The organism is ANME-2 cluster archaeon (genome assembly GCA_014237145.1).
GTDB lineage: Archaea > Halobacteriota > Methanosarcinia > Methanosarcinales > Methanocomedenaceae > Methanocomedens_A.
Genome location: JAAXOC010000065.1, coordinates 52,533 through 78,410 on the forward strand (window position 1 = coordinate 52,533; position 25,878 = coordinate 78,410).

Sequence of the window (25,878 nt, forward strand, 5' to 3'; positions counted from 1 at the left end):
AAATGAGAGTATATGATAAATCATACATTAAACTAAACGCCAATACCGAGAACGGTAAAGTACAATTAGTGCCGGAAGGCACACTTTCACCTGTGGCAAAACCAATCGTTAACCGTATTAACAAGATATTCCTCGAAGAAAAACCCATTTCTGTTGACGACAAGAAGATCATCTTCTCATCCTGGGCCCCCCCGATACCCAGTACTGCCTTTGACCGCCTGATCTCTGCCCAGATCGCTTCAGTATTGAAGAGAAGGGTCCCAGACCAGTCATCTATCGGCATCACCATGCGCTGTCCTAACAAGTGCATCCACTGCGGCGCCGCTGATATCATTGCAGACCCCGAACTCTCATTAGATGAGGTCAACAGGGTGATAGATGAATCCATTGAACTGGGCTCATATCTTATATCTTTTGACGGCGGCGAGCCTATGCTCAGGCATGACCTTGCCGACATGGTCAGGCATGTGGATAAGTCCAGGGCCATTGCCACCTCATTTTCGTCCGGGTACGGGCTGACTCCTGAGAAGGCTAAAGAACTTAAAGCTGCGGGACTGTATGCCGTAAGGATCAGTATTGACAGCCCCCGTCAGGAGGAACACGAAAGGGTGAGGGGACGGGCCGGCTCATATGAGGATGCAATGAAAGGTATTGATAATACCCTTGCGGCCGGTATCCTTGCTGATATGTTCGTGGTGGTCTCGCCTGATAACATTGACGAGCTTGAGGATTTCTATACTCTTGCAGAGAATAAGGGTATGCACGAGATGTCACTCTATGAGATCATTGCAGTGGGGCGGTGGCTGGACCATGAGGACGAGACCATAGGTCCAAATGACGTGGACAGGCTGGGCCGGTTCCAGAAGGAGAAGAACAAGCTCAGGGACGGACCCCGTATTACTGCATTTCCCTTCTTCATGGGCCCCGACATGTTCGGCTGTTTTGCCGGGAGAAGGTGGGTACATATCACATCGGGTGGCGACGTGCTGCCCTGTGCTTATACGCCGTTGAAGTTCGGAAATATCAGGGATGAACCGCTGAAAGATATCTGGAAACGTATGGGTAAAAACTACAGGAAAACACCCCCGTCATGCCTGATGCGCGACAAAGAATTCAGGAACAGGTATATTCATTCAATACCGAAAGGCGCTACGATGCCATTTGATATGGTTGATAAGTGAAACCTGCATGACTAATATTTCTGATGAAATAATTACACTGACCTGCAATTATACAGACCTGTAATTACCCGGGCCTATTATGAATTGATGATCTCATCAAAAGCAGACACCACCGTTTCCAGGTCATCCCTGGATACCCCGAAGGTGCTGAGCTTGAAGAACTTTGTCAACCCGGCCTTGATACCGTGTATCTTGCGAGCCTTTAATTCCTTATAAAGGAAATACCGCCCGCCTTTTGCGGTCTGTGACATCTCATACAGCACAGGCGCTTCAAAGAACATCAGGTCGTGGTTATGGGGCTTATCACCCATCTGCAGCAGTCCCAGGGTTTCCAGTTGTGACGAGAACCACCTGGCCTTTTCCACTTCCTCATCCCAGTGCCTGGTACGCTCCACCACTTTAGGGAAGGATGCGATCATTGTCATGATAGTAGCACCCCTGGCAGTACATCCCAGCAGTTCTATCTCCTTGAGCTTATTTGTAGGTGATTTCTCAAATACTATATCTGAATATTCTTTTGATACCCCGAGCACGCCTATCGGACCGGATGCTGCCATGGACTTATGCCCGCTGCCAACTATGAAATCAACATCCAGCTCTTTTGCATTTACAGGCATCCTGCCTACTGAATATGCGCCGTTTAAGATCAGGGGCACATCGTACTGGTGGCATACAGCTGCTATTCTTTTAGCATCAGGCAGGTTGCCATAGCTGCCGTCAGGGTATGTGACCAGCGCCAGTGCAGGAGATTTTCCCGATTCCCTGATAACTTCTTCTATGGCATCTGCATATCCATCAGCCTCCATACGGTAATCAGGGGAACCGGAATTGGGTACGGCCTTGATATTGAGCCGGGCACGCTGTGCAGCTACATTAGAGGAATAATGTGCGCTCTTATCAAGGACTAACCAGTCCCCTTCCCTTGTTATGGAGTGCATAATTGCGAACTTGGACTCCCTGGCACCATTGGTCACCCTGGCATCGTCAATACCCAGGAACCCAGGTAAGGCCTTATGTATAAAATCATAGATGGGCGGTGTCTTGATCTGGTCCAGGGCGCCTGGACAGAAATCACATATTGAATATCCGTCGCCCCACTCCACCAGTGCCGCCCTGGCCTCGTCGGTCAGTATCCCGCCGCGCTGTAGTGGGTCGATATTTATGGTTCCACATGTGGAACGTTTGATGTTTTTGAATTTCTGGAGATATTGGTCAATAGCCACGGTAATCACACTGATATTGTTTATGTGGATACTTATTTATATTTATATTTATGTTTATTTGGTGTGTGAAAAATTAGAACAATGTTTTAATATTGAGTGCTACATCTAAATTGCAGGTGAAAAAGATGGCGAAAAAACCAGGCGGAATGCGAGGAGTCAATCCCAGGGCCATGAACCAGATGATGAAACAGATGGGGATAGACACAAAAGAGATCGAAAATGTGGAGCAGGTAATTATACGGACTCCCGACATTGATATCATCTTTGATGATGCCAGCGTAACAAAAGTGGCGGCTCCGGGTATGCTTACATACCAGATTGTAGGTAATCCAAGAGAAGTTCCACGTGAAACCCCAATTCCTGATGAAGATGTGACACTGGTGGCAGAGCAGACCGGAAAAACCCCGGATGAAGCAATGGCAGCCCTTAAGGAAACAGGTGGAGACCTGGCCGAAGCCATAATGAAACTTGGATCATGAATAATTGGAAGTTTCTCATCAACTCCCTTAAGTTTCTGTAAGATAACCTAATCTACTCTGGCACTAAATCGAGCGTTCATTGTCATTCATTTTTCGGATTTTTTTTACCCCGAACATGGAGACATCGCATGCCGCTTTAATAGTATATGAATGAAACAAATTACGGCAAGTGTAGAGACCGGACATTCATTTTGGAGTTTAGTATATTTTAGTATATTATTCTGGCAAAAGGGAAGATTTTCTTGTTGTACATAATATCCAACATCCTCCACTTATCTCGTAAGTCAAACGTTGCGCTGGCACACCCAACCGCAGCAGAGCTGCGGGGCATGATGTGCCAGCGCTTTGTAGTTTCGTTTTCATGCAAAAAACCACATGGTACCGAATTTTATAAACACAGTAGCATGCATGTTTTAACTCGGTCATATATGTTAATATGTACTTCAGGTTAGAAGTTGTTACTCGGTTTGTCCCAACCACAGCAGAGCTGCGGGGTATAATTATGAATATTAACCCATAAGCATTTTATATTTGAATGCCATTATTAATATAAAATTGTAAATAAAGGATTTCTTGAGATCAGTAGCTATTCTGCAACCAGGTAATTTTCTTAAAGACTATTGACCTTCTATAAAATTACCACTCGAAATGTTCTTTAAAGACAACATTCATTTAGATAAGTAGTCACTCGTTGACGATTGTAATTGTCCGGATACGTTTTGAGCACAAAAATCAAGAAAAACTAGCTAACATGAAAGATATAATTACAAGCTCAAGGGAAGAATTGGCAGAATTATTATGGAAATCTGACCCCATCATTCACAGGATATTGAAGAATAGTATTAACGTCCATGATTCCAGGAATGAGATTTTCCGCTATTTAGATGGTATAGATACAGCATTGTTCACCATATATTCCCATAGTAAACAGGATATGAATATCCTGGAAAAAAAGAATGCACGGGATTGCATCAGGGTTCTAAAGACGATTTTAAGGACCCAGAATGAAAAACAGTCACACTTCTCAGCTCTCAGGGCATTGTACAATATTGCCAGGGAAAACAGGGTACCTAAGAATATCAGTGAAGGGTTCATTTTCGAGTTTATTTACCTGTTCAGGGGAATTAATGGGAATTCCGGGCTATTTGCTGAAAAAGAAAAACCTCCATTTCTAAATCTCGATGGAATAAAAGCCGCACTTGAAAGAACAATGTTCCTGGATGATTATTCTAAAAGGATGGATCTGTCTTTCAAGAAATACAGGACCGGTCTAGACCATGACCTGGTCCCTGAAAGAAATGATATGAAACAACGTATTTTACAGCAATTCGGTGGAAATGACGAGGACTGGACTGACTACAAATGGCACCTTGACCATATTATTTCTGATATTGATACGCTCCAAAGTATGGTTGCATTGGACGGAGGCGAGATACGGGGTCTTAAATTAGCTATTGAAAATAATATCCCGTTCCAGATAACACCGTATTACTTATCCTTATTTGACAGGGAGAACCGGAAACAATATGACTTATCCATAAGGGCACAGGTACTGCCCAGTGTGACATACTGCCAGAACTTTTTACGGAGCATTCGGACCGGGACAAGCATGGATTTCATGGACGAGGCTTCGACCAGCCCAATTGAAGCCATTACCAGGAGATATCCGAAGATACTTATTTTAAAACCGTTTCAATCATGCCCCCAGATATGTGTCTATTGCCAGAGGAACTGGGAGATCAAAAGTCTTCAGGAAAGTAGTATCACAAAGGAGACCGTGTTAAAGGCGATCAACTGGATAAAAGCCAATCCGCATATCAGCGAGGTGCTGGTAACGGGAGGCGACCCGTTGACACTGAACGATTCCATTATTGACAGGCTCCTTGGCATGATCTCTGACATCGAACATGTGGACCGGATCAGGATAGGGACCCGGACACTGGTAACACTGCCTTCTAGGTTTACAGACAACCTGATAGATATCTTTAGTAAATATCACAAGCTGGGCGAACGGGACCTGTGCATCATAACCCATTTCCAGCATCCCACTGAGCTCACTCCCGACACTATTGATGCAGTATCAAGGATCAAGAAACAGGGCATTAATATTTACAACCAGCAGGTATTCACCTATTATAACAGCAAGAAGTTCGAAAGTTGCCTGCTTAGAAAAACCATGAAGAAATCAGGTATCGATCCCTATTATACTTTTAACACCAAGGGCAAGGAAGAGACCATAGACTACCGTGTACCTATCTCAAGGCTTGAGCAGGAACGACAGGAGGAAGCCAGGCTCCTCCCCGGACTGGAGCGGACTGATGAATCGGTATTCAATGTACCCAGGCTGGGAAAGTCCCACCTAAGGGCGTGGCAGGACCATGAGGTGATCATGATACTTCCGGATGGCAAACGTGTGTACCGGTTTTATCCCTGGGAGTCCAAGATGGAGCTTGTGGAGCCTTATAATTATGTGGATGTGTCCATATACAACTATCTAAAACGGTTGTATTATGATGGCGAGGATATTGATGAGTATAAATCTATATGGTATTATTTCTGACGTATGTCTAATTCTGTGAAGAAATATACCTGATCAATATGTATTAACCACCATACCAAAAAAGGGGGCGTGGGCGATCCTTACAAGACGTTTGGTGGATGTTTCAACCATGAGTGAAGATGGAAAACTTCCAGAAGTTGAGGTGTAACAAAGGATTCAAACAGTACTAAACATGCGATTACATCTTTATCCTGCCAATCTCCAGGTACATGATCTGATCTCCACTGCGCCAGGCAAAAACCATCTGTTTTCTCACACTGTGGGCAAGCCTGATCGCCCTTGATAGCTGTGGCAGGTTGAACACATGTTCGATGTTCACTGCATGTACCAGGAATTGTGAATGCATCATCGTATCCAGTCCTTCAATTTTTTTATAGATCCGGTAATGAGTGCCGAACTTATACCCGGTCTTGGCTACCATCCCCGAATCCCTCAGGTCCCTGTAAACTGCCAGTTTTTCCTTAAAATCGCTTTCCACATCGATTGCACTATCTGCAAATTCCATGCTGGCTAGTAGATTGTCCCCACTGCTGTCACTGAGGTCCAGTACATTTTTTTCCTGCAAATATGCTGCCTCAACTAATGATAACTGGAGGCGGATTTCATCCAGGGGTTTACCGTAAAAGAATTGTTTGTGAAGCAGGGCAGATGCATCAGCATCCCAGACCATGACCCTGTCTTCCAGGAGGGTGGCCTCAATACCTTTACCCGGGACATTTTCATTCATATCACCTTTCATTGTGCGAAGCTTAACACCGTAGAAGGTGATGTCACTTTCCTCGTCCACTACCGCAACCACAAGTTCCTTTCGCATGTTGGCTGTGGTCTCAAGCTGGCGTACCAGGTCTTTTAAGGGCATGGGATTACGTTCGGAGAGTGTGTATACGAAATATTTCGAAGGGGTCTTACCGGGCCGACCTCCTCTGGGATATACCCTGAAATCTGTGACTCCGGGCTTTATGAAATAACCTCTTTCACGCATGTCTTTATAGACGATGTATTTTACTTCAAAATTCTCTTTTTCCCTACTTGCATAGCTGATCAGGTCCTTGAAATCAAGCCCCTTCTTATCCCTGGTGACCTTGATCCTGCCTTTGTAGGTTAGGTAGGCAGCTTCGATGAGGGTTAGTTCCAGGAAATCGTCTTTTGGGTTGCCATAGAAACTGGTGTTGTAAAGTGTCTCCTTAGTATCAGGTTCCAGTTTCACGATATGGCCGTCCAGTTTGCCGTTAAATGCATGGTTCTGGTTCATTTTCTTTACTTATGGGAGGTTAAGTTAAATAGCCTTCCTGATGATTGCAGGTTAATAATCGTAAGGTATTTATTTTACCTCTTCATTTGGTTATTTCTGACCGGGATATATTCACCGGGTATGAAAGGAGAGAAATCATATGGTAGCAAAAATAAATGTTGATGAATGTACAGGATGCGGAACATGTGTGGATGAATGCCCTGCAGAAGCCATTTCAATGAACGATGATGATATTGCTGTGGTAAATGCGGATGAGTGCACTGATTGTGGAATGTGTGTGGATGCATGCCCCACTGAAGCAATTTCGTTAGAAGAATAGGCATACAGATATATTTTCAAATCAGCCAACATATCAACGTGCCTGATTTGAGAAAGAAACATGCCAGTAAAAGTAGATATAGATGAATGTGTAGGATGTGGAACCTGCGTGGATGAATGTCCACAGGAAGCCATATCAATGAATGACGATGACATTGCGGTTATCAGTGATGAGTGCACTGATTGCGGATTGTGCGTAGATGCATGTCCAACTGCCGCAATTTCATCGAATTGATGATCAATATTCGTTTTTTTATTTTTTCCGGAGGTTGGCCAATGACTGAAACAATTAAAACAGGCGTTTTAGGTGCAACAGGAGCGGTAGGACAGAGGTTTGTTGAGGCTCTTGCAAAACATCCCTGGTTCGAGATCACTGCCCTGGCAGCATCTGAGCGCTCTGCAGGAAAGACATACCGCGACGCTGCCAACTGGCGGCTGGAGTCACAGATACCTGAAGAAGTAGCCGATGTCAAAGTGGTGCCGGTTGATGTTGGAGCAGTGGACGCTGACCTTGTGTTCTCTGCACTGCCGGCGGATCTGGCAAAAAAGGTGGAACCTGGTTTTATCAAGGCAGGCTGTGTTGTTGCCAGCAATGCAGGAGCATTTCGGAAGGAGGAAGATGTACCTCTGATGATCCCTGAGGTCAACCCGGAGCATCTGGGGCTGATCGATATTCAGCGCGACAAACGCGGCTGGGACGGATGTATCGTGACAAATCCCAATTGCACCACTATCATGTTCACTTTGACACTGAAGCCCCTGATGCAGTTCGGGCTTGAGAATGTAAATATAGCGTCCATGCAAGCCATTTCGGGTGCGGGTTTTGACGGCATCCCGGGTATGGCTATACTGGAGAATGTGGTGCCATACATCGGCGGTGAGGAGGAGAAGGTGGAGAGTGAACCCCTGAAGCTCCTTGGTGAGTTCGATGGCAGCCAGATAATCCCTGCTGATATTAATATCAGTGCGAGCTGTCACCGCGTGCCTGTGATGGATGGGCACCTGGAGGCATTGTGGGCTGGTATGGCAGATGACCCCACACCCGATAAGGTGCGCCAGGCGTTTCTGGACTTTGACCCTGGAATTTCAGACCTGCCCACCGAGCCTGAACACCCGATTATTGTGAGGGATGAACCTGACAGGCCCCAGCCCAGACTGGACAGGAATGCTGGTAATGGTATGAGTGTGTCTGTGGGCCGGATACGGGAAGGTATCAGGTACATGGTTATGGGGCACAATACTATCAGGGGCGCGGCAGGTGCCAGTGTGCTGAATGCTGAGTTGATGCATAAGAAAGGGTATATCTAAGTCCGGTTGGGCTTGGAGTACCTGTGTATTTTTTTTAACGTATAGGAGAGTATATACTTTCCTATAGGTTTAAAGTTTCTTTATAAATCATATCAATGACTATGAATATCTTGGTTTTCGATGGTGGTTCAAATGAATAAAGAACATTTTACCCAACATCCCACTGTACCTATGGATGTGAGCTCCAGGTCCGTCAGCGAGATTACCCATGCCATGACCGAGACCGGTTTCCAGGGCAGGAAACTAGGCGAGTCTGTGGAAACCTGGGTCCGGATGCTGCAGGAGGATGAGATCACTATCATGATGGGCCTGTCCGGTGCTATGGTGCCTGCAGGCATGAGGGGTATCATTACATTCCTTATCCGGCACAGGCTGATAGACTGCCTGGTGTCCACCGGAGCCAATATCTTCCACGATATCCATGAGAGCCTGGACCGGAAACATTATGTAGGCACGCACCTGGCAGACGACGAGACACTGTTCAGGCATGGCATTGATCGGATACATGACGTGTTCGCAGTAGAGGAGGAGTTCAGGGAGTCAGACCGGCTTATTGGTGATTTCGGGGCGTCCCTTGAAAAAGGCAGGAATTATTCATCCCGTGAGTTCATCTCGCTACTAGGCAGGCGGGTGAAGGAAATGGGCGGGCGGAGTGATTCCATAATTGTGAGTGCCCATGAGCATGATGTGCCAGTATTCGTGCCCGCACTGACTGATTCGTCCATTGGTATCGGGCTGGTGTATGCCCGCCGCCGTGGACATGAAATAATGGTGGACCAGATAAAGGATGCAGATGAGATCACGCAAATAGTGGAGCAGTCCGCGAAGACAGGTGTGGTGTATGTGGGCGGCGGGGTACCAAAGAACTTTATCCAGCAGACCGAGGTTATCGCGTCCCTGATGGGTGGCGATGTGGGTGGACATGATTATGCCATCCAGTATACTACGGATGCACCCCACTGGGGCGGGTTGTCTGGCTGTACCTTTGACGAGGCAGTGTCCTGGGGTAAGGTGGCCGGAAGTGCCAGGAAAGTGCAGGTATTCGTGGATGCCACAATTGCACTCCCTATTGTTGCGCATGCGCTGCGTGAGCGGATGGAGGGTGTGGTGCGACATGGGCCGGTGTTTGATTGGGGCGAGGATGGGTTGAAGGTACGGTATGGTTGAAAATCTGCCAAGGAACGGTATAACTCACTGACGACACTTGGACTAAAGTCCAAGGTCTCCAGAATCACCAGACCAATGCAAATAACAATACAAAAAAATAAATGCCCAGACCCGGATTTGAACCGGGGACAACTGCCTCTTCAGGGCAGCGCTCTCCCAGACTGAGCTACCTGGGCAGGTAGGGATATTCTCTTTTCCTTAATAATATATCAAATCTTCGTTTTATCCAGTCGCAACCCGCTTTTGTAATTCGATTGAATATACAGTCCACGTATGAAGCCCGCAGGGCTTCATACGTGTGCAGCCCGCTACTGGCTTGAGTAGCTGTGCCTGAGTAGCTGCGAGTATATGGGCCCGCGGAGATTCGAACTCCGGACCTCCGCCATGTCAAGGCGACGTCATAACCTGCTAGACCACGAGCCCTCAATGCTTACAACATCCTTTCCCTAAGTAATTATTTTAGATAAACCTTTGGATATGTTAGCGTTTTTTCAGGAATTTATTAGCTCAATTTTCATTTATGAACCACAGAGGACTCAGAGAAAACAGAGTATTTCCCATCTGTAGCTGTCATAATTCATCTCCTGAAATCATTATTGCTGGAAATGCAGTCAAATAGAATAAATAGTTATATCATTATTTGCAAACAGATTATCTATTGTGATAATTACAGCAGAGTTAGTTATCAGGCTTATAATCGAGTTGTTCTGGATATATGCAAGTATTTTTGCGATTCAATCAACAAAGCTTCAATACTGGAAGCAGTGCTGGTATATCATCCTCTTGGGCAGCATAATACATATGGTTTATCTACTTGCTGCCTTTGCAGAAATTTCTGATGGAGGAATACTCAGGAATCTTGGAATGGGAATAGTAGCCATAGGCATCATCATGCTTGCAAGGCGGACAAAACACATTCTCGGATGATCAAATTATACAAAATCCTTCATCAGTGATCTTGTAATTAGCTGAAACATTATCACATCCGGTCATTGCTTCAACATCTATCTTCTCACCATCCAGATGTATAATGTTGTCCACTGTTGCCTTTAACATTGTTTCGATCTGGGAGTCCGCAGCCCCTTCAGTATAAGCAATTATCCCGGTACCTCCGGCTACTTTGATCCTCATGACATATGACTTGAGTACACGTATAATAAGTATCGGGGAATTGAACGAGAACAATGTTGTCGTCGAATCAAGAACAGATCTGAACCTATGGGTTTTTTGGTAGATTAACTGCAAATCGTCAATTATCTTACTGACCATCTCAGTTGGATTCTGCGGGGAAGATATCTTGAACGTAGCAGTTTCCTTTTGTGTAGCACCAATTGATCCGGAAGCAATGTCCAGCACATACAACATTTCTTTTTGAAAATATTCATGAATGAGCCAATTGAATTGCATCATTTTTTCTTCAAGCTGGAACATGTTATAGTCAGTCATTAAGTAAAGGCAGATCTCATCATCAAACATTGCCTGTTGCAGGAAATGGTAACAAAATACGGATGTTCCTGTTTTGGGAGGGCCGTAGATAAGTGTAATGGTATTATCTGGCAGTCCACCACCTATCATTTCATCAAAAGCCGCGATCCCAGTCTTGATTTTAGGTATCATTTAAACTCGGTATATAAGATCGAAAAGAGTATCAAGTGCTTTATCCACACCTTCATTTTTCTGTGCGGAAACAGTTACTATAGGTACATCTTCCCATAAAGCCATCCGTTTTTTTATCTCATCAGGTGTCAGGGCACCCGGGAGGTCATGCTTATTTGCAACAATTACTTTAGGTAAAGCCTCTGCCCGGCACATATTGATCATTTCCTTAGCGCGTGCAAACGTATCCGGTTTTGTCGAATCAATTACAATAAACGTGCCTATGGACTCCCTTGCCAGCGGTTCCAGCAGCAGGTCAAACCGTTCCTGCCCGGGAGTACCAAACACATCAGCAGAAAAACCTTTGTAATCCATATGTCCGATATCCAGTCCCACTGTGGTCGGAAACAGTTCAAATGCCTGCCGCTCCACAGAAACGGCCTTTTCTGCGATCGCATGGACAAAAGTGGTCTTCCCTGCATTATATGGTCCGGTTACCAGGAGTTTTGGAATAAATACCTTAACCCCACCGGGTTCAACAAGCTCAAAGAATGTTTTACATTTGGATGCCCTGGTCCAGTTGGATTTTACCACCATGAATACCTGTCTGTACATCACTTTCTCTTCAATACTAAAAAGTTGTATTTCACAATCGACCAGGTTTTTTAATTGTTCTACTAACCGATCCTCATAATCCCATCTGGTGAAAAGGTATACAATATTCACTTCATGCTTAGCAGCAGCCTCATTCAATATCTTTATACATTTTATTGTGTTATCCGCACCAATAGAATCAATTAAAGTGGCCACGTTTTCAATCACTGCTGTTCCACCGGTGATATCTTCAATTGCAGGTAGGATCATTTCTTTACTTTTTTCAAGATCATCAATAATGTACTTGCCCATCGGGGGCACACCCATCATTCCTGAGATAGAGTCAATAAAAAATATTTGCCCGGAATTCAATGGGGTTTTTAGGTCCCATCCATATTTATCAAATACACGCTCTATCTCAACGGGTGTTCTGGTATTAGTATAAATAAAACCGATCTCACTGTCCAACTGTACCCGTTCTGAAATGATCTGGTACCCAAAGACATCAGATACGATACCAGGCATTGCCTGGAACAACATCGATGATCCCTTCGGCACACCACCACCAAGGATATCATCCAGCCGTGGGATGTAGGTTTTTTTCAAGTCCATTATCCTATACCTCTTCCAGTATATCCTGGACCTGTTTACTCCTTATCTCGATCTCCAGTGTTATCAACCCGAACTGGGCCTCCACTTCAGCCAGGGCAAAGAGCAATGCCTTTTCTCCTGCAGGTTTAAGCAGCAATATTCCATGCTCGGTTTTAATGTTTACCTCAGATACCGCTCCGGTTCCCATCTGGGAACTTGCAGTTTCCGCACTTGCAATAATTGTCGAGCAGAGTGCACCCACAATACGTTCATTCATATCAGGCGGCATTATAGATGTTATCAGCAGGCCTTCTACACTCACGATACCCACTGCTTTTATCTGTCCTACCTGCATGAATTTGGCCAACACCTGATCCAGCTTTTCCTTCTTGGTTTCGACCATATTTTCACCTTATTCTTCCTCATCTATCATTGCTATAGTATATCGCAGACCATCAAGTAATGACTTTTCAGTAGTTATGGGGGCCAGGTTGGCACCAGCATCTGTTAATCTTAGTACTGCCTCATGCTTAATACCTGTAATAATACATGTGGCACCGAGCTGTCTTGCAAAATTTGCAATCTTTATCAGGGGTTCTGTAACTTCGACATCAGGCGGTAATCCTGAGATGTCAAGGATCACTCCTTTTGTTTTTTCCACTGTGATCTGGTCTAACATGGTTACCATCAGGCTGTTTATCCGGGTAGTATAAACCTCAAGCCTGTTGACGGTTTCCTGTAATTCGTGCTCTGCCTTCTTTTGCAGGGTGATGTCGCGTGACGCAGCAAATGCGCCCACAACTTCTCCTGTCTGGTCCATATATACTGAAGCATTAACCGCTACAGTGGTCTGGGTCCCATCCTTTGGTTTCATGACCAGTTCGTAATCCCTTATCTCCCCGGTTTCAAAGACCTTCATTGCGCCCTTATGCGCCTTTTTAGGGTCAGTGAAATAATCAGCAAAGGGTGTTCCGATCAACTCGTTCCTGCTTCTGCCTGTAGTCCGTATTGTGGCAGTATTCACATCCATAATGATCCCTTCCTGATCAAAGGTGACCAGAGGATCAAGGCTTACCTCGATCAATCCACGATTGTAACGTTGAAGTTCATGAATTTCTTCTTCAGCCTGCTTGCGCTCTGTGATATCTTTAAAATCCTCTACGATCCCAACAAATTTACCTTTTTTCTCCAATCTTGCAGCATTCACAAGAACCGGTATCTCTTTGCCGTCTGATCGAGTCTTGACACATTCAAGTTCATCAAATCGTTCTCCCTTTTGTATCTTCTTAAGTGGACAGTCTTTAGTATGGCAGAGCCCCCCGCTGAAGATATCGTAGCATTTCTTACCTATGATTTCATCCTCATCTATGTCCACCATCCGGATAAAGCTCTTATTCACCTTGACAATGTTAAAATCAGCATCTATTACACACATTCCATTAGCAGCGATCTGGAAGATCAGGTCGATCTCTTCTTTACTTTCAGACAGTGCAATTTCAGCCTGCTTACGCTCTGTTATATCTTTAAAATCCTCTACGATCCCAATAAATTTGCCGTTCTTCTCTAATCTTGCAGCATTCACAAGAACCGGTATCTTTTTACCGTCTGATCGCTTCTTAACAGATTCGTGTTCAACAAATCGTTCTCCCTTTCTTAACTTCTCGAGTGGACAATCTTTTGAATGGCAGAGTTCTCCGCTAAAGATATCGTAGCATTTCTTACCTATGATTTCATCCTCATCCATGTCCACCATCCGGATAAAGGTTTTATTCACCTTGACAATGTTATGATCAGCATCTATTACACACATTCCATTAGCAGCAATCTGGAAGATCAGGTCGACCTCTGCTTTGCTTTCAGACAGTGCAATTTCAGCTTTTTTTCGCTCGGTGATGTCACGTGCTGCTGCAAATGCGCCCACGACCTTTCCGGTCTGATCCTTGTAGACCGAAGCGTTGTATGAAACGACAGTCTCGTTTCCATCCTTTGCTTTCATGACCAGTTCGTAATCCCGAACCTCTCCGGCTTCAAAGGTCAGCATGGCACCTTTGTATGCTTTATCAGGATCTGTGAAATAATCAGCAAATGGGGTTTTTATCAACTCGTCCCTTTCTCTGCCTGTAGCCCGTATCGTTGCCTCGTTCACATCCATGATGATCCCTTCATGATCAAAGGTGACCAGAGGATCAAGGCTTACTTCGATCAATCCACGATTGTAGCGCTGAAGATCACGAATTTCTTCTTCTGACTGCTTACGCTCTGTAATATCTTTAAAATCCTCTACAATCCCAACAAATTTGCCGTTTTGCTCTAATCTTGCAGCATTCACAATAACCGGTATCTCTTTACCATCCGGTCGCTTCTTAACAGATTCATGTTCAGCAAACTCTTCTCCTTTTTTTAGCTGCTCAAGTGGACAATCTTCTGAATGACAGAGTTCCCCGCTAAAGATATCGTAGCATTTTTTGCCTATGATTTCATCTTCATCCATGTCTACCATTCGGATAAAGGTTTTATTCACCTTGACAATGTTATGATCAGCATCTATTACACACATTCCATCAGCAGCGATCTTGAAGATCAAGTCGAGTTCTGCTTTGCTTTCAGACAGTGCAATTTCAGCTTTTTTTCGTTCGGTGATGTCACGGGCAGCCGCAAATGCACCCACAACCTTTCCTGTAAGGTCTTTGTAGACCGAAGCATTATACGATACAATAGTCTCTGTCCCATCCTTTGCTTTCATGACCAGTTCGTAATCCCTTACCTCCCCGATCTCAAAGGTCAGCATGGCACCTTTGTATGCATTATCAGGATCTGTGAAATAATCAGCGAACGGGGTTCCTATCAACTCTTCTTTACCCCTGCCTGTAGCATGTATTGTTGCCGCGTTCACATCCAGTATGGTCCCTTCCGGGTCAAAGGTTACCAGCGGGTCCAGGCTGGTCTCGATCAATCCACGAGTGTAGCGCTGAAGATATTGTATCTCCTGCTCTGCTCCCTTTCGCCCGGTAATGTCACGTGCCGCTGCAAATGCGCCCACTACCTTTCCTGTCTGGTCCTTGTAGACCGAAGCATTATACGATACAATAGTTTCGGTTCCGTCCCTGGCTTTCATGACCAGCTCGTAATCCCTGACCTCCCCGGTTTCAAAGGTCAACATGGCACCTTTGTATGCTTTATCAGGATCTGTGAAATAATCAGCAAACGGGGTTCCTATCAACTCTTCCCGAGTTCTGCCTGTAGCTCGAATTGTAGCCCCGTTAACATCCATAATGACCCCTTCCTGGTCGAAGGTTACAAGAGGATCAAGGCTTACCTCAATTAATTCTCGATTGTAGTGCTGAAGATCCTGTATTTCATGCTCTGCTCCCTTTCGCTCGGTAATGTCACGTGCCGCTGCAAATGCGCCCACTACCTTTCCTGTCTGGTCCTTGTAGACCGAAGCATTGTAGGCCACAATAGTCTCGGTTCCGTCCCTGGCTTTCATGACCAGCTCGTAATTCCTGACCTCCCCGGTTTCAAAGGTCAACATGGCACCTTTGTATGCTTTATCAGGATCTGTAAAATAATCAGCAAACGGGGTTCCTATCAACTCTTCTTTTCCTCTGCCTGTAGCATGTATCGTTGCCTCGTTTACATCCAGTATGATCCCTACCGGGTCAAATGTCACCAAAGGATCCAGGCTCGTCTCAATTAATCCCCGGTTGTAGTGCTGTAGATAATGCAGTTCCAGCACTTCACGCTTGTGTCGGGTGATGTCATAGCCAGCGGCAAATGCCCCTGTTACCTTTCCGGTCTGGTCTTTGTAAGGCGATATGTTGAATGCAACAATGGTATTGGATTCATCCCCTGTTTCTACGACCAGTTCATGATCCCTAACCTCTCCAGTATCAAATACTTGCTCTACTGCATTGTTTGCTTTAACCGGATCACTAAAGACATCAATAAAAGGTGTTCCTATCAGTTCATCCCGTTTTTTCCCGAAAATCCGAACTGTTGTGTTGTTCACATCAACAATAATACCTTTTTTATCAAAGATTAACAGAGCATCCTGACTAATTAGTCGTAATTCCTTTTCCAGGAAAAGAAGTGGTAAATCTTGTATGGTCTTATTCATCTAAAACCCCCGGCAAGTAGCAATATATGTTCTCTCTCTCAATTTATATATGTTACATTATTTTATATTAGTCTATTGTTAGGATGAATTCTGACATTTTGTGTATACACATTAGGTAGTATTCACGGAATTGTACTTTGTAACATCAAATATCAGAACGGGAAGTATCAGTCCATTTAGTCTTTTTCTTCCTTGCGCGGTTCAATATTGCCTGCACACCGCAAAAGCTGATCAGCCATACATGGAACACCAGCCCCACAGTCTTGAACAATACACGACTCTGCCCCTTTGACCAAAGCCTTAATCCATAGATCGGGACAATGGGGGTCAGCAAAAATGCCGCAAAAGGTAGCGTCATGGACGTAAACCATGCCAGCTTCTGGTTCACAGGGATGGGCGCAGAGTAAAAACGCACCATATTTTCCTCTACTCCTTCCAGTGCACCTGACATCCATCGTATCCGCTGGTTATAGAGTTCTTTCAGGCTGGTGGGCCCCTGCTCACCCACTTTTGTTTCTGCAAGTACAGGTTTTTTGCCGCTGATATACACCCTCTGCGTGAATTCCAGGTCTTCACAGTATACATCTTCGTTGAGACTCGTACCATCAAGTGCCCTTGCATCTATCACGCCGATAAGCCCATTGAATTGTTTGAACCCGTCAAAGCGTTCATACAGCCGGTACACATCTGCGAAAAATGAATATTCGGCAGCGATTATCATGGCCACCCACCCTAAATCCTGGTTAGTGATGTACCGTGTGCCGCTTGCTATCGCGGCATTTGCATCCATTTTAAGGGCATCGATACACTTCAATATAAAATCTGGTTCGGGGCGACTATCCACATCAAAAAGTGCAATGTGATCGGCATCCAGTATCCCATCCGGTCCCCTGATGGCATCCAGGCCGTCATTGATGGCCCCGCCCCTGCGCCCCCGTGTATCAAACCGGGCCAGGTAACCAATATTTTCAGATTTCAAATACCGGGTCCGATGGTCCGGTCCTTTTGGACAATCTATTATGTAAGTAACATTAACGCTCAGACCTGATGTATCCAGTTGTTTCAGTGAATCGACTGATTTTTGAATTATTGAAATGGGTTCAAAAGGCGCAACCGGTATCAGTACACAAACTTTTTCCATATAGGCATTATAAAAGTATTAATAGTTTATACAAATATCTGTAAATTTATATTATCGGCCGGAACAGAGAAAATTAAGACAAGAAAATATTGAGAAAATAAAATAAAGAGTTTAAAGAAAACCCCCGCCCCAACCCTTTTGATGATATACTCCCTTTGATAATTTGAAAGTATTACATATTTTAGAGAGGGTATCACTAATATATATCATTGTGTGGATATAGTAACACTATATTCATACTATATAATTTTACTTACTGTTCCATTCACTGAGAATATCCACATCTTTTAATATTTTTACACTTACCGCACCGCCGATAACAAGATTCAGGTAGTATGTAATTAACCGCCATGCTGCCACCACTATCCCCAATATGGAAACTGGGACCAATATTCCGAAAAGTGCGGCCCCGCCCAGTTCTGCAATCCCGCTGGCTCCTGGTGTAACCGGCACTATCATGATAAATGTCAGGAACACCTGTACTGCCATAGCCACCGTAATAGATGGCGGCTGGTTCAATCCCAGCAGGATCAGCGGCAATACCATGAATTCCACGATCCAGTATATCATGGTACATATACACCCAAAAAACAAACCCTGCTTACCTGTTCTCATAAAGGCCCACAGGCTGTTATGGAAATTCAATAATTCTTTATCAATGAACTGTATCAGGTGTTCTGTCCTGTCAAATCTTCCAACTCTGTGAAGACCACGAGAGATAAGTGATGAAAGCCAGTCTATGAATGTCGGGTTCAACAGGCCGCCAATAGCCACAAACACCATTAGCAGGACAAATAACTCTGCACCAATTATTGCCAGGTCCATCTCCCGGCTTATCAGTGAACCACTTAACACCCACAGCGCAAACGGAGTGGCAATTAAAAGCAGCAAGGCATCCAGTATACGCTCACCTATAACCACAGCCGAGGCATCGCCCACCGGTACATTTGCATTGCGGTTCAGCATATGTATCCTGACAGGTTCACCGCCTGCCATTGATGGCGTCACTGAAGCAGCGAACAGGTTTGCTATTACAATCTCAGTAGCATCTTTTACCCCTATCCTGTGTCCCAGGGCCTCAGTCATCACTTTCATACGCAACCCCCATATGAAGTAAGAAACTACATGCAGGGCAGCAGCAGCAAGAAGATATACTGGTTCCATTCTCTGCAGGGTGGGCAGGGTGTCCGGGCCTATGGTAAAAACTGTGACAAGTACCAGAACGATGATACTTATTATTAATGAGATGATAAACAGTTTTTTCAGTCGTTCCATATTGCCATTGAGAGATAATTATTATGTTATATATACCTTGATAGCTTCCATAAACTGTTGAACAACGAAGAAGTTGACACATCCTGATGAGTGATGCATCCTGATGAAAGAACATACCCTAATGAAATAACACACCCTGATTAAATGACAAAACCTGATGAAGTGATATATTGGTCTCAATAATCCTGCCAACAAAAAATGAAGAGTCCTGTATCGGTCCCACCATTACGAGGATAAACGAGATATGCCACAATCCCAGGATAGTCGTAGTTGATGGCAATTCCACGGACAGGACCATTGAGATTGCAAAGAAGTACGGCGTAGAGGTCATATTTGACCATGCTCTTGGCAAAGGCGAAGCCTTGAGGTGTGCGTTTGACCATGTGCAGGATGATGTAGTGTTTTTGGATGTAGACGGCACGTATCCACTGGAACTGATCCCTGATTTTATTGAGGCACTTGCCGAATATGATCTGGTTGTAGGTGAAAGGGTCAGGTTTGACGGTGATGCCCTCCCCAGGTTATTCCTGGTAGGTGATGCCCTTTCAAGGGGATTGTTCAGGCTGCTTTATTCATCAAGGGTGGATAACCTTTCAGGACTCAGGGGACTCAGGAGGCAAGCCATACAGAGAATGTCACTTGAATCTGATGATTTCGGGATAGAGACTGAGATAACAGGCAAGGCTGTGCGGCTGGGACTTAAGATAAAGAAGATACCCATAACCTATACAGCCCGTACCGGCAATTCCAAGTTCAGGCCAATACAAGATGGCATTATCGTACTAAAGGCCATGTTCAGGTACAGGTTCAAGGACCTTTCATGAATTATTGATTTGGGTCGTTATTCGTTATACTCCAGGTTGAGCTGGTCTTCGGTAATACTGGTCCCTTCAGGTATGACAAGTTCCGGCCACAGGACAACATTAGAATGAACTGTGACATTATCCCTGATTACATCCCTTGGTCCGATCACAGTTCTAGTCTCCAGGATGCAATTGTTCCCTATCTTTGTGTTATTGTCAATGATGGCCCCTGAGATACAGGTATTCCTGCCTATTTCCACGTCATCGAACACAATGGCAGACAATAATCTGGCACCGTCCTTGATCACACAGTTCGAGCCTATTGATGTATAGGGTCCGATAAGTACCTGGTTACCGATCGTAGTATTCTCACCGATCATGATCGGACCCACAAGGGCAGAATCGGAACCCACCGATACCCCGTTATCCACATTGATCGGTCCAGCCACGCTTGCGTCCTTAATGTTGAAATGGCCTTTGATTATTGTACCGGGTAGTTTCTCAAGTTTCCACCTACAGGCCTGCCTGTATGCTCCTGCATTGCCGATATCGGTCCAGTGGCCCCTGACCAGGTATCCATTTATTCGTTCACCTTGTTCCATCATTTTAGGGAACAGGTTCCTGGCAAAATCGAAAAACGTATTTTGTGGTATCATTTCAAGTACGGCTGGGTCGCAGACATATATTCCTGTACTTGCAAGATTACTGAATATCTCTCCGGGACCTGGCTTTTCTGCAAACCTGTGTATCTCATTATACACGTCCATATCTGCAATACCATAATCCTTCGGGTCTTCAATAGGCAGGAGTGCGATTGTTACCTTTGCAGTAGTTTTTTCATGGAAGCGGTAGAACTCGCGAAGGTCCAGGTCCATTACATGATCCCCGCCGATCACAATGAAGGGTTCGTCCTTTAACAGGGACTCTGCATTCTTGATACTGCCTGCAGTTCCGAGTTTGATGGGGTCCCGTACGTATTCGATATGGACTCCGAATAACTGCCCATCTCCCAGTGCATCTTCTATCTCATTACCCAGATAACCTATGGTTAAGACTATCTCATTGAACCCTTCTGTAACCAGATGTTCCACAAGGTGTACTACTGAGGGTTTATTCAGTATGGGTATTGTAGGTTTAGGACGGTCAAAAGTCAGCGGGCGAAGACGTGTGCCCTCACCACCACACATAATACAGGCCTTCATTTTTTCACCGATTTTATATGGAAATGAGACTATATATCAGTACCGATTTTTATAATAAGATAGCCTTCCACGCTCAGTACTTACTGATGAGTTTCGCGATACTTCGGTGCAGTGCATGGATATTTGGTCTTCTTTTTACATAAGTGGGATGCTTAAAATATCTGTGTCGAAGATCATGTTTGGAGGAAATTTTTAAGCTTCCGGTCCATTTCTTCAGCCGGTCTCGCCTCTATCTCCCTGATAATCCCCCGTTTACCTAAAATCTCCTTAAATTCGATTGTAGTTACTCCCGCTATCTCAGCCGCTTTGCCCAGTGATACTTCTCCTTCCTTATAGAGTTTTATGGCCGCATTAATCTTGAGTTCCGTATTCTCCCTGAACAGGCTTCTCATGGCATCTTTTATTACTTCTAATCCACTTGAATAATATCCCGCCCTTAATAAAGCCTTGATTTTGCGGTCCGTACCAATGGTTGGAGCTTCCATCTATATACCTTTTTATTGTGACCCATCTTCGCCAGTTTAAAAAAAAATCGATAGCAGCAAAACACTACATTTTTGGAGTCTGTTCTACATTTTGATCAATTCAATCACTTGTTATTGGTTTTTTTTCTAATGCTGGGAAGCACACATTAATATAAAGGAGTATATATAATCTGAGATTCAGAGTTTTGAGGGCTACAAAAATTTAAATAATATAAAAACGCATGCAGTATAGTTGAATGAGAAATTTGTAGCCTATATATGCTACAGAAATCCAAGTGTAATCAAGTACGGTCGGCTGATTATGAATGGGTGTAGCCTATGAAACCCATAATGTCAGGATATAAATATTTTGTGCAGAGGGTCTGTTCCTAAAAAAAAATAAATTTTCACTCTCTACATTTGGAAAAAACGCTAGAATTAAGACACACGAGTAGTTTTTTAGGCAATTGAAACGGTTAATTAAACCATTAATCTGACGAAGATGGGTTATAACGGAAATGTCGTCAATCCTAAGGTCACCTTGCGTTTGATTGCGCTTTGGGATGTGGCTGCATATACTAGGGAACTCCACACTGCACCCCACGATGCCACACTTCCCATTCTCTTCATCCGGGAGCAGACCCAGATGGAGAATTTTAATCCGCAGTAGGACTTGGTTTTTTTACCTCCAATGTCCTGTTTATTTATCTTTCTCTTTTATGCTTCAAGGCACGCCGTCATGCTCTGCAGCTCTGCTGTGTTTCGGTGTATCGTTGGAATGTCTGACTTTTTTTGAAATACTTCAGTTCATAATTCACTCACAATCCCTTCCAGATAGGCCGCAATCTTAGCTGCATCTCCAATATCCACGCGCCCGTTTCCATTAAAATCAGCATTCAGGTCTTCCGGCACATTCCCGGCTACCATGAATGCCACCATTGCAACATCGCCGATATCGACCATGCCGTTACCGTTGAAGTCGCCCTTTATCCCAACAGTGATCTGACCATCCACCACAACTGCAGGTGTGTACGGATTAAACTCAGCATCGCTGAATTCTACGTTCTGTAGATCCAGGGACGTAGAACTACCAAATCCTCCAATGATAATAAAAGTAATATCGATCACAGGAGTTTCTGCTGATGTGGATATAAGATTTGAATTGGTCAACACGATACTTGTGATACCATCGACATTGTCAACGTTAAGGTTGATGCCAGAACCAGAAAAGCTCTCGTTAGTACTGGCGCTGCTTAAGATTGCGACACTTGAATTGTAGAGCAGTTCAAGATATATTCCTGAAATGTCAGTGACGTTTGCAACACTGATCGGGACCGTTATTGTTGAATTCGTCGGTGCGCTTGCTGATCCGATTGAGATAAACTCACTACTACTCTCATTTTCAGCCATCACTGTCCATGTCCAGTTTTGCGTAGCAATACCGTTCGCATTGTTAGCTATTGCACTAATGATCCATGTACCGGCAGACGCACTTGTATTGGTATATTCTGCATTCGATACACTTTCATTAAACTGTATTTCTGTTCCATTTATATACCAGTTGACATTTACACTCTGATCCATGAATATAGTAAATTTCCTTGTTGCGCCTAAATAATCACTGATGAGTGTCGTTGGTTCAAAGCTGGTTATTGCTGGCGCACTGGGTGGAGAATAACGTCCTAATCGTAAAAACAAACGATCATAATACTTTAACAATGAGCCATCTACTTCAGAATACTGATAAAAATCTTCGAACTTAATAATTTCAGTAGTCATACCCATGAAAATCACATCTAACTTTGTGGAAATGATTTTTATACTGCCACTGTAGTGTGAATAATCCTGTCCTTCTAAAAGGATTACCTCATCTACCATTATGTCATCTTTGTATAAACGCAGCCAAAGTGATTCATCTGTATTATAATACCTTGAGTCTGGATACCATGATACTTGGACGTCAACCGGAACGATTGTATAATTTTCATCCAGTGACAGTTTTTCATTTGAATCCATAACAATTTCAACATTTCCTGGATAAAAAGAATATGTTGCATCTGTAATTAACGGTGTACTGGCGACTTCTGAATATTGACTGGCATTAGTAAGTGTCAACATGTCAAGGTATCTGCCGCCAAAAGCTGACTTTATGTACCCTTCAAAAAGCAACACGCTGTTGTTATAATATCTATATTCCCCACTTTGAGCCACAACATTGTCATCAACTGGCACCCCATTCTTTTTCATCCTCAACCATACCTGGTTTGGATCTTCTTTGATGTCAATATCCATGAAGGAAAGAGTGTAGTTTTCATATAATTGCCAGTCATTGCCTGTTGCAGATCCAAAAATAAAAATATGTGGTTCATTTTCAATTAATATATCCTTCTTTTTAGTTTCAGAATATTGGTAGACATCTGATATGAAAACGAGGTCTGCTTCCTTACCATCAAAAATGGCTCCCACATTTAAATCAAGTATCTTCGTACCACTATCATAAAAGATTGCACTGTCCCCTGAGTATACAAATTTATCTTCCAGGGTGTTTCCATCTTTATTTAACCTGAGCCAGACTTTACGAGGTGTATCCTTAGAATCAATATCCATAGCAGACAAGGAATAATTCTGGTTAAGTTGCCATTCAACCTCCCTTGTATCTCCTACTGAATAAAGGTGCATTGCATCACTTAACAATGTTTCTCCAGTGTCCTCTGAATATTGATATACATGATTCAGCCGGACCACAGATACTCCTTCGCCACTGAAGATCGTTTCGAGGTCAGCAGTTAGTATAAGGGTTTCATTTTTATAATAAGTAAAGCTATCACTGACATTAATTATTGTATAATCAACGTGAGTACCATCTTTTGTAATAAGCAACAATGCCTCCCGGGAATGGCCAGCTATATCAATGTCAATAGCATGTAATTTGTAATTTTCTTCAAGTTGCCATTCGAGTCCTCCTCCCGTAAGTATGAACTTACCATTTAATCCTCCAAGAAGTAATGCAGATTCATTCTGGACTATAACACTTGAATTAATTTCAGAATATTGATAAATATTAGTAATTTCAATATAATTCCTCGATGTGCCTACAAATACTTTATCAAGTTTAAAGCTTAATAATGAATTGTAGTTAAATGATTCACCGACTGATACGACCTCATTATAAACTTCTCCACTATTATTGGATAATGATATCCATGCTTTATTTCCATCAACATCCAGTTCCAATAATGTAAGGCTGTAGTTTTCTTTCAGGAATTCCAGGGAATAACCCGATGCTGGTGGAAAGCTTGAGCTCTGTAACACATTTTCATTTAATGCCGGAAATCCTTCTATATTGTTATAATCAGCGGCATTCAAATTCAAACTCCCACTACTTCCGCTGCTGTAAATTATGGTAAAAGTTTCATTGTCTATGATAGTATTTTCATCAGAGATTTGATAAACATTATTGAAAAAAACTACATACATGCTTGTACCAACAAATATTTCCACATTTAAAGTAATATAATCCCCATTATTATTCCAGGAATATTCGTTTTCAGTCCCTATAATTTTATTGTCAAGTTCAACACTATCTTTTTCAAGAATTAACCTGATTTTATATGGATAATCTTTGTCAATGTCTGTTATTTTAATTGTATATCCATTTTCCAAATTAAGTACTTCTTTGTTTTCTGTTTCTCCAGAGATTTTATTTAAAGTGGGATCTAATGTAACATCCACATCTTCCGCCGCGCCCACTGCTGCACTTAGCAAACATACGGAGGCGGTCATGAGCATTAGAATCAATATCCTGTGTGTATTCATGCTGTTACTTACGGCGGTATGGTTAATTTTAATTTCTTTAAGAATCATAATTCACTCACTTTCTTTGCTAGATGGAACGTAATCTTACCAAAATATCCAATATATATGCTCATATTTTTATTATAGTATATAATATTTTCGAAATTGTTGGTTTTGGGACAAAATTCATTTAACACTTCAATCAATGAATGACTCTAATGTCAAGTCAACTATGAAACGTATAGCTGCAATCTGCCCTATTTTATATGACGCTGACGTATTTAAAAAGAATCAATACGACATTTTACGCTTGACTTGACACTAACCATCATTATAAGATTTTAATATCATTCAATATCCCTTTCATTTTCAGATGTTAATTTAATATATCAAAATACAATAAACGTCTCCAGCATATACAATTTTTCACAAAGTATATAATATTAATGAACAACAATATTATTATGATAAGGAAAAAAAGCTGGCCTTACAAATACGTTACATGGGATAGAATTACAATAGTATTTAAACCAAATTATAATAACATATTCCATCTTATTGATAAAAATATCGATAAATATTAGACAGTTTTGTCCCAAGGCCGTATTCTATGTCTTTTGTCAATGATTTATTAATATGTATATATCCGTTGGACATAAATTATAATTAATTACACAAAATATAAACTTTATTAAATATTATAGTACATTAATATAACAGTCATCCGAGAAAGGAATTTTAAATGTGGTTGCCACCAGAAAATAATAAAAAGTCTTCAGCCTCCATAGGAAAGTGTATAATTTCCTATACGT

The 25,878-nt window shown here is 43.1% G+C and carries 21 protein-coding genes and 2 tRNA genes; 10 read left to right on the top strand and 13 right to left on the bottom strand.

The window, feature by feature from the left end:
• Positions 1–2: 2 nt before the first annotated feature.
• A complete protein-coding gene (locus HF974_08550) occupies positions 3–1,181 on the top strand; it encodes a radical SAM protein (protein ID MBC2698366.1) in 1,179 nt (392 codons plus the stop codon).
• Between the two features lie 77 nt (positions 1,182–1,258).
• Here the strand turns inward: HF974_08550 and pscS are convergent, their stop codons facing one another.
• Positions 1,259–2,404 (bottom strand): O-phospho-L-seryl-tRNA:Cys-tRNA synthase, encoded by a 1,146-nt coding sequence (gene pscS, locus HF974_08555; GenBank protein MBC2698367.1) that lies wholly within the window; start codon positions 2,402–2,404, stop codon positions 1,259–1,261.
• A gap of 125 nt (positions 2,405–2,529) precedes the next feature.
• Here pscS and HF974_08560 point away from each other — a divergent pair, with 125 nt between their 5' ends.
• Together HF974_08560 and HF974_08565 are read left to right on the top strand one after the other, a co-directional pair.
• Positions 2,530–2,883: a nascent polypeptide-associated complex protein gene (locus HF974_08560; protein ID MBC2698368.1), complete on the top strand. Its 354-nt coding sequence runs from the start codon at positions 2,530–2,532 to the stop codon at positions 2,881–2,883.
• A gap of 751 nt (positions 2,884–3,634) precedes the next feature.
• Complete coding sequence (locus HF974_08565; GenBank protein ID MBC2698369.1) at positions 3,635–5,443, top strand: KamA family radical SAM protein; 1,809 nt, start codon at positions 3,635–3,637, stop codon at positions 5,441–5,443.
• Between the two features lie 178 nt (positions 5,444–5,621).
• Here the strand turns inward: HF974_08565 and endA are convergent, their stop codons facing one another.
• Entirely contained in the window at positions 5,622–6,695 is a 1,074-nt protein-coding gene (endA, locus tag HF974_08570; protein MBC2698370.1) for a tRNA-intron lyase, read from the bottom strand.
• A 139-nt stretch (positions 6,696–6,834) separates the two neighbouring features.
• Here endA and HF974_08575 point away from each other — a divergent pair, with 139 nt between their 5' ends.
• The 4 genes from HF974_08575 to HF974_08590 all read left to right on the top strand — a co-directional run bounded on the left by HF974_08575 (position 6,835) and on the right by HF974_08590 (position 9,488).
• Entirely contained in the window at positions 6,835–7,014 is a 180-nt protein-coding gene (locus HF974_08575) for a 4Fe-4S binding protein (GenBank protein ID MBC2698371.1), read from the top strand.
• Between the two features lie 60 nt (positions 7,015–7,074).
• Positions 7,075–7,248 (top strand): 4Fe-4S binding protein, encoded by a 174-nt coding sequence (locus tag HF974_08580; protein ID MBC2698372.1) that lies wholly within the window; start codon positions 7,075–7,077, stop codon positions 7,246–7,248.
• Positions 7,249–7,289: 41 nt separating this feature from the next.
• Positions 7,290–8,321 (top strand): aspartate-semialdehyde dehydrogenase, encoded by a 1,032-nt coding sequence (asd, locus tag HF974_08585; protein ID MBC2698373.1) that lies wholly within the window; start codon positions 7,290–7,292, stop codon positions 8,319–8,321.
• A 132-nt stretch (positions 8,322–8,453) separates the two neighbouring features.
• The gene (locus HF974_08590; protein ID MBC2698374.1) at positions 8,454–9,488 is read left to right on the top strand and encodes a deoxyhypusine synthase; all 1,035 of its coding nucleotides are present in this window, start codon (positions 8,454–8,456) and stop codon (positions 9,486–9,488) included.
• A 102-nt stretch (positions 9,489–9,590) separates the two neighbouring features.
• Here the strand turns inward: HF974_08590 and HF974_08595 are convergent.
• Both HF974_08595 and HF974_08600 read right to left on the bottom strand, forming a co-directional pair.
• Positions 9,591–9,664: transfer RNA gene (locus tag HF974_08595), tRNA-Phe, on the bottom strand.
• A gap of 173 nt (positions 9,665–9,837) precedes the next feature.
• Positions 9,838–9,911, bottom strand: a tRNA-Val gene (locus HF974_08600).
• Between the two features lie 237 nt (positions 9,912–10,148).
• Here HF974_08600 and HF974_08605 point away from each other — a divergent pair.
• Positions 10,149–10,415: a hypothetical protein gene (locus tag HF974_08605; GenBank protein MBC2698375.1), complete on the top strand. Its 267-nt coding sequence runs from the start codon at positions 10,149–10,151 to the stop codon at positions 10,413–10,415.
• Here the strand turns inward: HF974_08605 and HF974_08610 are convergent, their stop codons facing one another.
• The 6 genes from HF974_08610 to HF974_08635 form a co-directional block, all read right to left on the bottom strand.
• The gene (locus HF974_08610) at positions 10,416–11,105 is read right to left on the bottom strand and encodes an ATPase (protein ID MBC2698376.1); all 690 of its coding nucleotides are present in this window, start codon (positions 11,103–11,105) and stop codon (positions 10,416–10,418) included.
• Positions 11,106–12,284: a GTP-binding protein gene (locus HF974_08615; protein ID MBC2698377.1), complete on the bottom strand. Its 1,179-nt coding sequence runs from the start codon at positions 12,282–12,284 to the stop codon at positions 11,106–11,108.
• A gap of 10 nt (positions 12,285–12,294) precedes the next feature.
• On the bottom strand, positions 12,295–12,672 hold the full coding sequence (locus HF974_08620; protein ID MBC2698378.1) for a hypothetical protein: 378 nt from the start codon (positions 12,670–12,672) through the stop codon (positions 12,295–12,297).
• Between the two features lie 9 nt (positions 12,673–12,681).
• The gene (locus tag HF974_08625) at positions 12,682–16,386 is read right to left on the bottom strand and encodes a PAS domain S-box protein (GenBank protein ID MBC2698379.1); all 3,705 of its coding nucleotides are present in this window, start codon (positions 16,384–16,386) and stop codon (positions 12,682–12,684) included.
• A gap of 145 nt (positions 16,387–16,531) precedes the next feature.
• Positions 16,532–17,527 (bottom strand): glycosyltransferase family 2 protein, encoded by a 996-nt coding sequence (locus tag HF974_08630; GenBank protein ID MBC2698380.1) that lies wholly within the window; start codon positions 17,525–17,527, stop codon positions 16,532–16,534.
• A 249-nt stretch (positions 17,528–17,776) separates the two neighbouring features.
• A complete protein-coding gene (locus tag HF974_08635; protein ID MBC2698381.1) occupies positions 17,777–18,802 on the bottom strand; it encodes a flippase-like domain-containing protein in 1,026 nt (341 codons plus the stop codon).
• 170 nt (positions 18,803–18,972) lie between these two features.
• Here HF974_08635 and HF974_08640 point away from each other — a divergent pair, with 170 nt between their 5' ends.
• On the top strand, positions 18,973–19,626 hold the full coding sequence (locus tag HF974_08640; GenBank protein ID MBC2698382.1) for a glycosyltransferase: 654 nt from the start codon (positions 18,973–18,975) through the stop codon (positions 19,624–19,626).
• 17 nt (positions 19,627–19,643) lie between these two features.
• Here HF974_08640 and HF974_08645 read toward each other — a convergent pair whose 3' ends face one another.
• Together HF974_08645 and HF974_08650 are read right to left on the bottom strand one after the other, a co-directional pair.
• Positions 19,644–20,807, bottom strand: coding sequence for an NDP-sugar synthase (locus tag HF974_08645; protein ID MBC2698383.1), 1,164 nt, complete (start codon positions 20,805–20,807; stop codon positions 19,644–19,646).
• 173 nt (positions 20,808–20,980) lie between these two features.
• A complete protein-coding gene (locus HF974_08650; GenBank protein ID MBC2698384.1) occupies positions 20,981–21,199 on the bottom strand; it encodes a UPF0175 family protein in 219 nt (72 codons plus the stop codon).
• A 574-nt stretch (positions 21,200–21,773) separates the two neighbouring features.
• Here HF974_08650 and HF974_08655 point away from each other — a divergent pair.
• Positions 21,774–21,941: a hypothetical protein gene (locus HF974_08655; GenBank protein MBC2698385.1), complete on the top strand. Its 168-nt coding sequence runs from the start codon at positions 21,774–21,776 to the stop codon at positions 21,939–21,941.
• A gap of 137 nt (positions 21,942–22,078) precedes the next feature.
• Here the strand turns inward: HF974_08655 and HF974_08660 are convergent, their stop codons facing one another.
• Entirely contained in the window at positions 22,079–25,087 is a 3,009-nt protein-coding gene (locus HF974_08660) for a hypothetical protein (protein MBC2698386.1), read from the bottom strand.
• Positions 25,088–25,878 lie beyond the last annotated feature (791 nt).